Here is a 13,967-nt window from a genome sequence, read left to right on the forward strand (position 1 = left end):
CGCCCAAGGTCAGGCTGCGGCCCCGAGCGTGACCCGCGTGAGGCGCAGCGCCTTGGCGGTGGCGTGGCGATGGAGTCGAAATCGCACCTGTCCGTCATCGGCTCCACCTGACTCGACCAGCAGTTGATCGGTGGCGGCAAGGGGCTGGGCGATCTGGGCTTTGGTGCCGAGGTGAAGGACGCGCTACCCCATCGCGTCGACCTCCTGGCCGAACAAAGGCTGGCGCATGCGACGCGGGCAGCGCGTCATCCTCGCGGGCAACCTGCCAGCGACATTACATGGGCGTGAGTTGGTCAGGGTTGCGCAGAACATCACGGTCGAATCCGGCCTGGAGCATCGACCGGTGGCCAGCGGACAACGCGTGGCCGGCATATACCGGCGCAGCATCATGCTTGCCATCGGGCGCTACGCCATACTGGATGATGGCGTGGGGGTCGGCCATGGTGCCATGGAAGCCGGTTATCGGACAGCGGCTGAGGCAGCGGCTAGTTGCGACGGTGCGCGGCGGCGGAGTGTCCTGGGAGATACGGCGGCGGGGCGTGGGCTCTCTATGTAGTGGAAATGGTTGACTACTTCCGCTGCAAGTTTGTTTGTCGGCGTTTCCTTGCCGCCGTCTTTTCTGGATTCCCCGCCGCGAGCACAGATGCACGCGAACGCGGGTCCGTCAGACGGGCAACCTCCTGAATCGTCCGTATCAGTTCCGCGGTAATGTGCGCATAAGAATGCGCACCCCGCTCTACCAGCACGACAAAGCGTTGGATGCCCTTCAATGGCGTAAAGCGCAGCGAAGTGTCGGCGGCCGTCGTTCCGCGGATAACCGGCAAGACTGAGACGCCGAGGCCATGTCTGACCAAGGCGAGAATCGCCACTTGTGAATCGAGCTCCAATTCAGGTTCAACCCGAAGGTCGTTCTGAAGAAGAAATTGATCGATCATTCGCCCGGCCCAGGTATTCCGGTCCAGTGCGATGTACGAAGCAGACCGCATCGCCTCATCGAGTGTCAATTTGGGATGGTTCGCGGACTGAACCAGTGCAACCGGATCCGTATACAAGTGATGTACGGTCAGGGTGGGATCCAAAGCGCCAGGTGGGTTGTTTACTATCGCTGCATCCAGAATACCCGCCTCCACCTGAGCGACAAGGCTTGATGCAGTCCCAATTACGATCCTGATCTTCAGCCTGGGATTCTTAGTTTTCAGGCGCTCCAGTACCTCTGGAAAGATACCGATCAAGACTGTGTTGATGACGCCTAGGGAAATCTGACCTTGCAATGCATCGGTGTCAGAGAGCTGCTGCAGTTCCTCATATGTCGAGAGCATCTTCGCCGCGATAGGAAGCATCCGAATCCCGGTGGAGGAAAGCGTCAATGATCGCTTCGTCCGGACGAACAGGGGGATGCCCAAGCGCTCCTCAAGCAACTTGAACTGCGCACTGACGGCAGCGGGGGAAAGGTGTACTTCTTCCGCGGCCGCGACAACCGTGCCCAGACGATGGAAAGCAATTAGTGCGCGGAGAGTTCTCAATAGCATTGCGTTGTCTTTGGGAAGAAGGCGGAGCCGAATATTCCGAAGTCGTATGCGTGACCAATAGCGTCAGCGGCATGGGCCAGATGGCGCCCATGCATCAGCAGCGGGCGCGACGCTACTGTCGTGTGCCCGAGCACTGGTTGGCCGATGGCAGCCTTACGAAGCTGCAGGCCACCGAGGAACTGCAGACCAGGGCCACGCAGGCCGTGGTAAGTCTGCCCAGCGGTCGCAACTCCACCATTGATCCCTTCGCGCCCAAGGACAGCGGCAGCACCGCGCTGGCGCGGTAGAGCGACCTCATGAGCAGCGATGCTGGCAAGGCGTATTACCGTCAGCGTGGCGCCCCGGTGGAATGCGCCAACGTACAGTTGCGCCGCCGGAGCTTGCAGCAGTTCAACGTGCGCGGGTTGCTCAATGCCCATGCCGTGCTGCTGTGGAACGGGTTGGCGCACAACCTCATGCGTATGCGCTCGCATGGCATCGCGATCGCAGTGAACTGAAGCCCCGGCCGATTCGCACCGCACGTGCCTGATCGGCTGCACTATCCCTGGAGGACCCCAGGGCTTGGTATGGCGATCGTGGCGCGCGGACTGCAGGCATCCAGGAGCTACTCGTGTGCCATTACGGCTGGCAGCGTCAACAACGCTCATCAGGCACCACGCATGTCAAATCGTCCACAGCTTCTCAGCACATTCCGTTGCCCCATGCACGGGAGCATGGAAACCATTCTGCGTCCAGTTACATAATTTCTTCATCTCAGAACCGGAAAAAACAGTTTTCCAAGGATATGACAGCCTCCTAAGATTACGCAATAGGCACGTTGGCGTGTTGCGAATTTGCCCGACAGAAGATCAGGAGACAGCAGATGGTCCGCTTCAAGCGGCTTCTTTTAATGGTTGCACAAGCCATCTGTGTATGGCTTCAAAAACTTCCTTCGCGGCTGCTTGGCGAGACCGCCCCATTACTCTGGTTGTGCCTTTCGCACATTCGGAAAGCTCGAAGTCTATTGCGCGAATCATCGGAGTCAATTCGAGTGCTGAACTTGGGCAGCCCATCGTCGTTGAGAAGTTTCCGGGTGCGGGAGCACGGTTGGCGCACAAGTACGTGGCGCGGTACGCCGCGAATGGCCGTACGCTCCTTCTGGTCTCCTATCTCTCAATTCTCCCGGCACGGCGAAGAAGGTAGGTAACCTCGGCGCAATTCCGGTCGGTAGCTCACCGCGAGCCTATGCCAAGTTCATCTCGGGCGAGTATGAGCAGCGGGGAGAAATCGTCAAGTCCATGGACATCAAATTGGACTGATCTTTGGAACATCCAATCAACCGCAGCAAAAGCGGGAAACTTGAAAAATGAGGTCGATCCACATGTCATCAGAAACACGCACAAGAAGTGCCGAAGAACCGGTGCACGCCGGCTTCATGAAGGCTCTTGTCCTCCACGACGGTGATCACGTAGCTGTCGCGGTCGGAAACGGAGGCGCGGGACAAGAATGTTGGATACAGAACGTGAATGGCACAACGTCGACCGTGACCCTGAGGAGCGACGTGCCATTCGGGCATAAATTGGCAGTGCGAGACATTGCTGTGGGCGAGACGGTCAGCAAGTATGGCCAGCCTATTGGGGTAGCTACGCAAGACATTTCTGTTGGCATGCATGTTCACACACATAACCTTGGCGGTCATCGCGCCAATCTTCGAGGAGAGTCGCAATGATTCAGGCTGCACCCAATAATGAATTCTGGGGATATGAGCGGGAAAGTGGTGGCGCTGGCGTTCGCAACAAAGTTCTAATTCTGCCAATGGATCGTTTTTCCAATCAGATTGCGTGGGCTGTGGAAAACGTCGTGGCTGGCGTCGCCCGGTTCATCACGCCCGGGGACATGGGGAAGCACTCCAAGGATCGTGATCGGCTGTTTCGCGTCGTAGCTGGACTTGCGTGCAACCCGAACGTGCACAGTGTCTTGTTGATTGGGGTGCGGGCTGATTTCAATTATCCGGAGACGCGTCTGGCGCGCGTCGTCGAGTTCCTCGAGCAACGCGGCAAGCGGTTCGAAGTTGTGATGGCGAGCGAACATGGCGGTATGGGACAAGCTACGCTCACCGCACAGAAAATTGCGCGCAAGATGGTGCGCGAAGCTGCACTCCAGCGGCGCGTCCCGGTCCCCTTGTCTAACCTCACCATCGGTATTAAATGCGGCATTTCAGACGGAACGTCAGGCATTGCAGGCAACCCCGCGCTTGGTGCAGCGATGGATTGTCTCGTTGATGCCGGGGGAACGGTTATCTTCTCGGAGACCACCGAAATCATTGGTGCTGAGGCGATTCTGGCAGAGCGCGCGGTCGACGACGAGACGCGTCGACGCATTCTCGATATGGTTGCCCGTACGGAAGCGCAGGCGCGTTCGGTAGGAGAGGATATCCGATCTATCAATCCGATTCCCTCCAACATTCGGGCAGGCATTTCCACACTTGAAGAAAAATCCTTGGGGGCTATTGCCAAGGGCGGAACATCTACATTGCAGGGCGCCTTGGAGTATGCCACTCAGCCGCGGGGCAACGGACTCCATTTCATGGATGGCTGGATGGCGGCGCACACACTCATTCCCGGACTAGCGGCGGCTGGCGCACAGATCACCGTGTTCCAGAGTGGTGGCGGCGATATGCCGTTCGACCCCCCGGTGCCGGCGGTAAATCCCGGGGTCGTCGCGCCGACGTTCTTCATGAGCGGAAATCCGAATCTTGCAGAGAAATTGGAGATCGGACTCGATTTCAACTCTTCTGCCGTTCTGACAGGTGAGCGAACCTTGCCAGAAATCGGTGCAGAAATACTTCACGCCCTGATCGAGACTGCGAGTGGGCGCCTAACTTGGGGCGAAACGACCAACTTCAAAGACGCGACCGAGGTATGGTTCGACGGTCCATTCTTCTGACCGGCCATCCAATCTTCAGTCTGCTTGAATTGTGTTACCTGCTCGCAGAGGTGATTTCAAAGAATGATGGCGCGCAATATAGTGCGCCATCTTGAGAAACACTTCGTCAATGGATTTGACTCTTTGCCCCTAAATCCTTCGACATCACATGACTTAAATTTACTGCTTTAATTATCGAGAAGATTCTAACGATAAACAACCGCATGAATCTAATATTCTCACATACATGGAGACATCATGCAATCAAGATCAATAGCAGGGGCGCGCGTGGAAAGCCCCTCGCGGCAGCGCCATGTCTTGGCACTAATCCTTTTGGTTGTACTTTTCTTCTCTTTCATTGACCGAGTCAATGTGTCGATTTTGGTCGTCGACCCGGAGTTCCTCGCGGACATGGGGATAGCGGGCTCCGCCTTACAGAAAGGCATGCTGATGACGGTGTTTCTGGCCGCATATGGCATTGGCAATGTCTTCTTGAGTCCGCTTGGGGACCGGGTGGGTCCGCGCAAGGCGATGTCAATTGCAATCGCGATCTGGTCCGTTTCCCTATTGGTTGGCGGTATTACCTCGACCTTCACGGCAATGCTGGCCTCGCGCGTCATTCTTGGACTCAGCGAGGGCGTGCATTTTCCGATGCAGAGCAAGTACGTGAAAGAATGGTATCCACTTTCTGAACGAGGGAAGGCGAATTCGATCTGGCAAGCAGGCATTTCTGTTGCACCAGCCCTGGCGATGCCACTGTTCACTTTCATCATTCACACGAGCGGTTGGCGCTCCAGCTTCTTTATTCTTTGCGCGGCCGGCCTCATCCCGCTCACTTTGATTTGGTTCTTTACCAGCGATACGCCACGACAGAACAAGAGGGTAAACGAACTCGAATTGACGCACATCGAGACTGGATTGCGCAAAGAGCATGAGGCGCTGAAGAACCATCAGACAACGGTCCAGCAGATCAAGTCATTCGCTGGGAATTATCAATTTTGGCTGCTGACGCTCTACTATGCTCTGCACAACGCGATATTCTGGGGAATGATGACGTGGCTCCCAACGTATTTGAAGGAGGCGCGCGGTTTCTCTTGGTCGGCCATGGGTCTGCTGTCGTCCTTGCCTTGGATCGTCTCGTTGTTCGCGAAGTTTGTCGGCGGGTATCTGTTGGACCGCGCAAATCGACGCGCACCGTTCATCTTCTGGGCGATGGTTGCCGTTACGTTGGGCGTGTATCTCGGCGCTAGTTTGGAGAATGCAACGATTTCGGCGATCCTGCTGGCGATTGGAATTGGCGCGACGGGCTTCGCTTTGCCAGCCATTTGGACGCTGCTTCAAGACCTCGTTCCATCTCACTCAATCGGGGCCGGCGCAGGAATGATGAACGGCTTGGCGACCGGCTTGTCTGCGCTTGCCCCGCTCATGATCGGCTTCGTGGTCAAGACGACTGGATCCTATGCGGATGGACTATATGCCTTGGTTGGATGCAGCATATTCGCCGGATTGATCATGCTTTGCATGACGCTGAAGGGGAAATGACTCTGCTGGCACGGGGAAACACGTAAGGCCCTGCGAACTTCCCGGTTCGCAGGGCCTTACGTGCCGTTCGTACGCCATGCAAGATACTCCGCGCAACCCGCACGATCACAATGCTCGTGCGATAACTTCCTTCATGATTTCGCTCGTGCCGCCGTAGATGCGCTGAACCCGGGCATCCGTGTACATCCTCGCTATCGTGTATTCGTTCATGTAGCCGTAACCGCCGAACAACTGCAGGCACGAATCGACCACTCTGCCTTGGGCCTCCGAACCCCAGAGTTTCGCCATCGACGCGGTTGCGGTATCCAGACGACCGACCAGCAAGTCGTGCACGCAGCGATCGATGAAGGCCCGCCCGACCTGTATTTCCGTGGCGACCTCCGCCAGCTTGAAGCGGGTGTTCTGGAATGTGGAAATCGCCTGTCCGAATGCCTGTCGATCACGCACATACGCCAGTGTTTCCGCATAGGCGCCCTCCATTGCAGCCAGGGCCATCACGCCGATGAGCAACCGTTCGTAGGGGAGATCCGCCATCAGCTGGTAGAACCCCTGTCCTGGCATTCCGCCCAGGATCTGATCCTCACCGACGAGCACGTCGTCGAAAAACAGCTCGGCGGTGTCCTGCGCCTTCATGCCGATCTTGTCCAGCAACCGTCCGACCCGGAAGCCGTCGCAATCGGCCGTCTCCAGCAGGAAGATCGACATGCCGCGCGCACCCTCACCCGACTCCGTCTTCGCCACCACCAGGACAAGGCCGGCCAGAAACCCGTTCGAAATGAACGTTTTGGCACCATTGATGCACCATCCGTACTGCGTGCGCCCGGCCCGCGTACGAATACCCTTCAGGTCGGATCCGGCACCCGGCTCGGTCATCGCTATCGCGCCGACGAGTTCGCCCGATATCAGGCGCGGCAGGTAACGACGTTTCTGCGCTTCCGTCCCGTGGTTCAGCAGATAGTGAGCCACGATCGCATGCACGGAGGCGTTCATTCCCGAGAGCGCGCGTCGCGCCATCTCTTCATGGAATACGGCTTCATGACGGAAGTCGCCGCCCGCGCCGCCCCATTCTTCCGGGACATCCGCACACAGGATCCCGAGAGAGCCAGCCTTCTGCCACAAGTCGTGCCCGACGTGTCCGCGATGGCGAGCCGCCTCGTCGTGCGGAAGCATTTCCTCTTCGATGAACCGCACGACGGTGTCGCGATACTGCTCGAGATCGGGATCACTCCACGAGCGGTTGAATTGAATCGTCATAGATATGATTTCCTAGTAGAACGCCCGCTGGGCGGCCCATTCGCCGCAGTCCTCGACGCGATCAGCCCGGAGCCTTCGGTGTCTTCGCGCCCCAGTCCAGAACGACTCGGCCCACCGTAGAAGCATCCTGTGCGTGCCGGATCGCCTCTGCCCAATCGGGAGCGGGATAGACCTGCGCCACGCGCGGTCGAAGCTGACCGGCCGCCAGCATCGCAACCGCTTCGGCCAGATTGGCTCGTGCGCGATCAGGCTCGCGCTCCCGGAACTGGCGAATGTCCACGCCGACGAGCGAGGCGCCCTTGAGCAGCGGCAAGTTGGCGCGGATTGCCGGAATGTTGCCGCCGGCAAAACCGATGACCAAGTGACGGCCGCCCCATCGAAGGGTGCGGAATGCCGTCTCGGTGTATGCATCGCCGATCGTGTCGACCACGACGTCGACGCCTTCCGGCACAGCTGCCTGCACGGCGGCGCGCCATTCAGCCTCGCCAACATCGATGACGTGATCGGCCCCTTCTTGCCGGGCGATTGTCATTTTTTCGTCGCCGGTCACACCGGCGACGACGGTTGCACCAAGCGCTTTCGCGACTTGCACGCAAGCAAGGCCGACACCGCCTGCCGCACCCAGTACCAGAACGGTCTCCGACGCCCGAAGGGCCCCGCGGTGCTTCAACGCATACAGCGCGGTCGCATACGTGACCGGCAGCGCCGATGCCGCGCGCATGTCCACATGCGGGGGCAAGACCTCCAGCGCACCGGCAGGGACGTTGATGCGTTCGGCCCACGCACCGCCCACCGTCATGCCCACGACATGCTGCCCCACCTTCAGGCCTCCGTCGACGCCGGGCCCAAGGGCGGCAACGACACCGGTGAATTCGGTGCCTGGCACGAGCGGCAGCGGCGGCCTGACCTGGTAGCCGCCGCGCGCAAAGAGCAAATCCACATACGAGATTGCATTTGCCAGGACGCTGACCTGCACTTCGCCAACACCGGGCGCAACTTCCGGTGCCTGTTCGAGCTTCCATTGATGGAGACCGTCAAATCCGTGTACGCGCAGCGCTAGCATGATGCCGCTCCATTTGCCCGACCGGATGCGCCCGCGAGTGCGGCCCGGCAATCGGCCACCATCCGCTCCAGAAGCTCGCCGCAGGTCGGGATGTCCTTGACCAATCCGACCGTCTGCCCTGCCCATACCAGGCCTGCGTTCACGTTGCCGCTCTGTAGTGCAGCGCGACCGCGCTGACCGGAGACGAGCGGCTGGATGTCATTGAACTCGCATCCGCCCGGACGGCGTTCGATCGAGACGACTTCGTCCGATACCTGGTTGCGCAGGACCCGGCCGGTATTGTGCAAGGTGCGGAAGATCAGGTTCGTCTCGCGCTCGTCGGCGTATACGAGTGCGGACTTGATGTCTTCGTGGATCGGTGCCTCGACGGTCGCGCAGAAGCGCGTTCCCATGTTGACGCCCTCCGCCCCCAAGGCCAATGCCGCCGCCAGCCCCCGGCCATCCGCGATACCGCCCGACGCAATCACCGGGATGCTCAGCGCCCGCGCCGCGAGCGGAATGAGCACGAGTCCGCCGATATCGTCTTCTCCCGGGTGACCGGCACATTCGAAGCCGTCGATACTGACAACGTCGACACCATTGCGCTCGGCCGAGAGCGCATGGCGAATACTCGTGCACTTGTGGATCACCCGAATGCCCGCAGCCTTCAGGCGCGCGGTGAATTCCTTCGGACTGCTCCCGGCTGTCTCGACCACCGGGATGCCCTTCGCGATCACCACGTCGAGATACGCGTCATACGGAGGCGGCTTGACCGTCGGGAGAATGGTCAGGTTGACGCCGAACGGGCGGTCAGTCATCGTCCTGCAGCGGTCGATCTCGGCGCCCAGCGCGTCCGGCGTCGGCTGGGTGAGCGCCGTGAGGACGCCCAACCCGCCTGCATTCGACACCGCGGAAGCCATTTCTGCGGTGCCGACCCATTGCATTCCGCCCTGGATGATCGGGTAGCGGATGTCGAACATCTCGGTGATACGCGTCTTCATCGTTCAACTTCCTTGAAAGCGGGTGTTACGTTTGATGAGGAAGGCACGCACGCCATCCTCTGCATCAGCGGCGATGCCGCGTACCCGGGCGTCGGTAATGCCCCCCCGACGAACACATCGATCCAGCCGCCACGGGCAGGTCACGAGGAACGATGTTCCGTCGCCGCGTCACAGCCAGACCGTGGCCCGGGATGGCACGGACATGACGGTGGGCCCTCAATGGTGACGGTAGTACGGCGCCGTCGACCCCAGCTGCTCCTTGGCCTTCGCCAACTCGGCGCGGGCGATGGCGCGCAGGTGAACCTCGTCGGGACCATCGAAGAAGCGCATTGCCCGCCCCCATGACCAGAGATAGGCCAGCGGCGTGTCGGGTGTGATACCCATCGCGCCGAATACCTGGATCGCCCGATCGACGACGCGCGTCTGAAGCTGGGCCGCCACGAGCTTGATCGCCGAAACATCCAGGTGGGCGGACTTGTTGCCATGGGTGTCCATCTTCCAGGCTGCTTGCAGCACGTACAGGCGCGCTTGATCGATTTCGACACGCGAATAGGCAATCCAGTCCTGAATGTTGGCGAAGTCCGACAAGGTCTTGCCGAACGCGCGGCGTGACAGCGCACGCTCGCACATCAGGTCCAGCGCGACTTCGCACTGGCCGATCGTTCGCATGCAGTGGTGGACCCGCCCGGGCCCCAGGCGAGCTTGCGCCAATGCGAACCCGCTGTTCTCTTCGCCGAGCAAGTTCGACACCGGCACGCGCACGTTCTCGAACGCGATTTCGCAGTGCCCCTCCGGCAGATGGTGGCTCATGATCGGCACGTTGCGAACGATGCGCAAACCCGGCGTATCCATCGGAACGAGCACCATCGAATGCCGGCGATGCTTGGCCGCGTCCGGATCGAAGTCGGTCACCCCCATCACGATGGCCAGCTTGCAATTGGGGTGCATCGCGCCCGTGGTGAACCATTTTCGGCCGTTGATGACGTACTCGTCGCCCTCGCGCCTGATGGACGTCTGGATGTTGGTCGCGTCAGACGAAGCCACGTCGGGTTCAGTCATGGCGAAGCACGAGCGAATGGTCCCGTCGAGAAGCGGAACGAGCCATCGATCGCGCTGCGCCGGATTCGCGAACAGGTGCAGCAACTCCATGTTGCCGGTGTCCGGCGCGTTGCAGTTGAACACCTCGGATGCCCACGAGACACGACCCATGATCTCGGCCAGCGGCGCGTACTGCATGTTGGTCAGCCGCGTACCTGGCTCTTTGTCGAGCAGCCCCGGAAGAAACAGATTCCATAGACCCGCGTCGCGCGCCTGCTGCTTGAGCGGTTCGACGATCTCCGTCGGAAAGCGGCCGGAATCGGCGATGCGTTGATACTCGTTGTCGCGCGGGAGTATCCGCTCATCCACGAACCGGCGCAGCGTCTGCTGCATTTGCTGAACGTCTTCGGGAAGCTGGAAGTGCACGTCAGGCCCTCACTGGGTAATCGGATAGAAGCGGTCGTTGGCCGACGCCATCTCGCGCAGTCGCTGGCCGGGCTCATAGGCCGGCCCCAGTGCACTCAGCGCATCGCAACGGTGCACCACTTCGGCCAGGCCCAGCCAGTCGGCATACTTGAGGGGGCCGCCGGCATAGGCAGGGAAGCCGAGACCAAGCTGCATCGCCAGGTCCACTTCCGCCGCGGTTGCGACCACACCTTCGTGCAACGTTCGCGCTGCCTCGAGCACCATCGGGAGCATCATGCGGTCGACGATCTCTTCGTCGGTAAAATTCCGGCGCCCCTCCGACTGCAGCTGCGCAAGCAGCGCGTGTGCGTCCGTCGACGACGTACGTCGCGGCTTGCCGCCGGTCGCGCTGGCCTCGTAGCGGTAAAAGCCCAGGCCGTTCTTCTGACCGAAGCGGCCATGTCGCACCATCACGCGCAACGCATCGTCGGCGAGCTCGGGCATGCGGTCCGCATAGCCGGCCGAAATGACATTGTTGACATGGCTACCCGTGTCCATGCCGACCACGTCTTCGAGATACGCCGGCCCCATCGGCCAGCCGAACGACTCCATGACCTTGTCGACCTGCTCGAAGTCCGCGCCGTCGGCAATCAGCTTCAGAAAACCGCGTATGTATGCGGTCAGCACCCGGTTGACGAGAAACCCGGGGCAATCGCGTACGACAATGGCGGTTTTGCCCAGCGCTGTCGCGTAGGCCACTGCGGTCGCCACGGCTTGATCGGAGGTACGCGTGCCGCGCACGACTTCCACGAGCGGCATCATCGGGACCGGGTTGAAGAAATGCATGCCGACAAACCGTTCAGGACGCTTGAGCGGCGCCGCGATGTCGTCGATGCGAAGACTTGACGTGTTGGACACCAGGATCGCCTCTTCCTTGAGCGAGGGCTCCAGATCAGCGAGGACCTTGCGCTTGACGTCCAGGTTCTCGACGATCGCCTCGACCACGGCATCGGCGTCGCCGATTCCGGCAAGATTCAGCTGCGGCCGGACAGCCGACAGAATCTCGACGCTTGCGGATTCGCTCAGGCGCCCGGTCTTGACGTGACGGGCAACCTGCTTGCGCGCCTCGGCCATGCCCTGGTCGAGCGCTCGCTGTTGCAGATCGTACATGCGGGCCGGGATCTTCCGCAGCGCATGGGTGATCGCTATCCCGCCGCCCATGATCCCCGCGCCCAGCACCAACGCGCCGGACACCTTGCCAGCCCCTTTTTCGCGGTGGCGCGCGATCTTCTTGACAGCCTGTTCGCTCAGAAAGGTCTGAACCATCGACGACGCGGCCTGGGTACGGGCGATTTCGCCGAACACTCTCGCTTCGAGAGCCAGCGCACCGGCACGGTCGAGGGCCGCCCCCTCGGCCATCATGTCGATTGCGGCGAGCGCGGCAGGCTGGTGCGGCGAGCCACGTTCGGCTGCGATGGCGCGACCTTGCTCGAAAGCAGCCGCGGCTTGTGCGGCCACTTCCGCTGACAGCGGCTTGCGTTTTCGATCCTGCAGCGCCTGCCAATCGACTTCGTTTGCGATCGCCCGCTCGAGCAAATGGAGCGCACGGGACCGCAGTTCGTCCGGTGACGCGATATCGTCAACCACGCCGGCAGCGAAGGCGGCCGCAGGCGTGGCAGGTTTGCCGGCGGCAACCCAGTCGCACGCCACCGCGGGCCCCGCAATGCGCACCAGCCGGACCGTGCCCCCGAATCCGGGGAACAGCCCCAGCTTCACTTCCGGCACACCGATCTGCGCGTCGCTCGACATGACGCGCATTGCGCCAGTCAGCGCAAATTCGAGGCCTCCACCCAACGCGAAGCCGTTGATCGCCACCACGGAAGGAACCGGCAGGTCTTCGAACTGGATGAAGGCGTCGTTGCTTCCCGCGACGTCCGCGGCAATGGCCGCCGCCGGCTGCGCGAACTTGACCCCGAATTCGGTGATATCCGCTCCGACGATGAAAACGTTCTTCGCGCTCGTCACCAGGACGCCTCGCAGGCCGGCCTGATTCAGCAGGTACTGGTTGGCCTGCCGCAATTCGTCGATCGTCCTGCGGTCGAATTTGTTGATGGATTCGCCCTGACGATCGAAGCACAATTCGAAAATGCCGTTATCGCCTAGCGGCGAGACGCGCAAGCTTTGCCCTTGAAACACGATGACTCCTGCTGGCACCGACCAGAATGCAGGGAAGTCTAGAAGGCTGTGCGCGACGCGCCCATCGTCGGAAGCGACGAATCGCCTCAACGGTCGGGCCCGCGCGGACGCTTGGTGCCTGTCGGCGCGCAGGCATTTCGGGCCGGCGATTCCGGGCTCGCGAATTTCAACCTGCCGGCAGACAACGGAGCGCATGCCGGTCAGGCTCGTTTGCCATGCATACCGCCGTCCGGCTGCCGGCCGCAGCATGACGACCGCGATATGCCGGCGGGTCGCCTCCCGGGACACGACGTCCCGGGAGTTCGACAGCAATCGTCCAGGCCGTCTTCCGGCTCAGACGCCGTCCACGAGTACGAACACGCCCGAGCCACTGTTCAACCGGATGTCGAGAATTTCCCGATATTCCGCCGAGTCGTACCACGCTTCGGCGGCACTGCGGCTGGGAAACTCAAGAATCACCGGCGCGGGCAGGTTCCATTCACCTTCAATCACCCGCAGGTTCGCTCCACGCGTGATGAACCGGCCACCGTAGGCGTCAATGGTCGGCATCACCTTGTCACGATAGACCTGGTATGCGTCATGATCCTGGACGGTTCCAACGAATATTGCGTACGCAACCATTTCAATCCTCTCTTCGAATGCGCAATACCGATGCCGGATGCTTTCGGAGCCGGCATCGGGGAACCGTCAACGATCGTTGGGTCCAACCGCCGCAACGATCACGATTTCGATCAATTTCTCCGGCGATGCCAGTTGGGCGCCTACCGTTGCGCGAGGCGGCGTCTGCCCGGGTGTCACCCATGCGTCCCAGACCTCGTTCATCCTGGCAACCTGCGACATGTCGGACAGAAAGATCTGGCAGGACAGGATGCGCGACTTGTCCGACCCGTGTTCGGCGAGCAGCGCATCCACGGAAGCCAACACCTGACGCGTCTGCCCGGACATATCCTGCGCGACATCGCTTGGCACCTGACCGGCCAGATAAATTACGCCTTGGTGGATGGCGGCCTCCGACAAGCGTTTTCCCACATGACTGCGTTTGATTTCAGACATTCT

General features: G+C 60.7%; 13 protein-coding genes and 1 pseudogene. 6 read left to right on the forward strand and 8 right to left on the reverse strand.

The genetic code is table 11. The annotated features are described in order from the left end of the window. Positions 1-39: 39 nt before the first annotated feature. Positions 40-569, forward strand: a pseudogene (locus GEM_RS30455) (DUF3363 domain-containing protein); the annotation flags it as partial. On the opposite strand, the gene GEM_RS23150 reads toward GEM_RS30455, so the two are convergent. After that, positions 570-1,529 (reverse strand): LysR substrate-binding domain-containing protein, encoded by a 960-nt coding sequence (locus GEM_RS23150; protein WP_014899833.1) that lies wholly within the window; start codon positions 1,527-1,529, stop codon positions 570-572. 50 nt (positions 1,530-1,579) lie between these two features. On the opposite strand from GEM_RS23150, the gene GEM_RS23155 reads away from it, so the two are divergent. The 5 genes from GEM_RS23155 (at position 1,580) to GEM_RS23165 (ending at position 5,975) form a co-directional block, all read left to right on the forward strand. Next, positions 1,580-1,816 carry a hypothetical protein gene (locus GEM_RS23155; protein WP_014899834.1) on the forward strand — a complete coding sequence of 79 codons (237 nt, stop codon included), beginning with the start codon at positions 1,580-1,582 and terminating at the stop codon, positions 1,814-1,816. Positions 1,817-1,825: 9 nt separating this feature from the next. Further along, positions 1,826-2,026: a transposase gene (locus tag GEM_RS31520; protein WP_014899835.1), complete on the forward strand. Its 201-nt coding sequence runs from the start codon at positions 1,826-1,828 to the stop codon at positions 2,024-2,026. A gap of 917 nt (positions 2,027-2,943) precedes the next feature. Continuing rightward, positions 2,944-3,237 (forward strand): UxaA family hydrolase, encoded by a 294-nt coding sequence (locus tag GEM_RS30460; RefSeq protein ID WP_080599508.1) that lies wholly within the window; start codon positions 2,944-2,946, stop codon positions 3,235-3,237. Beyond that, on the forward strand, positions 3,234-4,454 hold the full coding sequence (locus tag GEM_RS23160; RefSeq protein WP_014899837.1) for a UxaA family hydrolase: 1,221 nt from the start codon (positions 3,234-3,236) through the stop codon (positions 4,452-4,454). Before GEM_RS30460 ends, GEM_RS23160 begins: the two co-directional genes overlap by 4 nt. A gap of 237 nt (positions 4,455-4,691) precedes the next feature. Continuing rightward, a complete protein-coding gene (locus GEM_RS23165; protein WP_014899838.1) occupies positions 4,692-5,975 on the forward strand; it encodes an MFS transporter in 1,284 nt (427 codons plus the stop codon). Between the two features lie 105 nt (positions 5,976-6,080). Here GEM_RS23165 and GEM_RS23170 read toward each other — a convergent pair whose 3' ends face one another. The 7 genes from GEM_RS23170 to GEM_RS23200 form a co-directional block, all read right to left on the reverse strand. After that, a complete protein-coding gene (locus tag GEM_RS23170; RefSeq protein ID WP_014899839.1) occupies positions 6,081-7,229 on the reverse strand; it encodes an acyl-CoA dehydrogenase family protein in 1,149 nt (382 codons plus the stop codon). A gap of 61 nt (positions 7,230-7,290) precedes the next feature. Next, on the reverse strand, positions 7,291-8,292 hold the full coding sequence (locus GEM_RS23175) for an NADPH:quinone oxidoreductase family protein (protein WP_014899840.1): 1,002 nt from the start codon (positions 8,290-8,292) through the stop codon (positions 7,291-7,293). Beyond that, positions 8,286-9,272 (reverse strand): NAD(P)H-dependent flavin oxidoreductase, encoded by a 987-nt coding sequence (locus GEM_RS23180; protein WP_014899841.1) that lies wholly within the window; start codon positions 9,270-9,272, stop codon positions 8,286-8,288. The genes GEM_RS23175 and GEM_RS23180 overlap by 7 nt, the downstream gene beginning before the upstream one ends. Positions 9,273-9,488: 216 nt before the next feature. Next, positions 9,489-10,736 (reverse strand): acyl-CoA dehydrogenase family protein, encoded by a 1,248-nt coding sequence (locus GEM_RS23185; RefSeq protein ID WP_014899842.1) that lies wholly within the window; start codon positions 10,734-10,736, stop codon positions 9,489-9,491. A gap of 9 nt (positions 10,737-10,745) precedes the next feature. Then, positions 10,746-13,223 carry a fatty acid oxidation complex subunit alpha FadB gene (gene fadB / locus GEM_RS23190; protein WP_272148393.1) on the reverse strand — a complete coding sequence of 826 codons (2,478 nt, stop codon included), beginning with the start codon at positions 13,221-13,223 and terminating at the stop codon, positions 10,746-10,748. 21 nt (positions 13,224-13,244) lie between these two features. Continuing rightward, positions 13,245-13,532 carry a DUF1330 domain-containing protein gene (locus GEM_RS23195; RefSeq protein ID WP_014899844.1) on the reverse strand — a complete coding sequence of 96 codons (288 nt, stop codon included), beginning with the start codon at positions 13,530-13,532 and terminating at the stop codon, positions 13,245-13,247. A gap of 66 nt (positions 13,533-13,598) precedes the next feature. Beyond that, entirely contained in the window at positions 13,599-13,964 is a 366-nt protein-coding gene (locus GEM_RS23200) for a RidA family protein (protein ID WP_014899845.1), read from the reverse strand. Positions 13,965-13,967: the final 3 nt, after the last annotated feature.

Source organism: Burkholderia cepacia GG4 (assembly GCF_000292915.1).
In the GTDB taxonomy this organism is placed as follows: Bacteria; Pseudomonadota; Gammaproteobacteria; order Burkholderiales; family Burkholderiaceae; genus Burkholderia; species Burkholderia cepacia_D.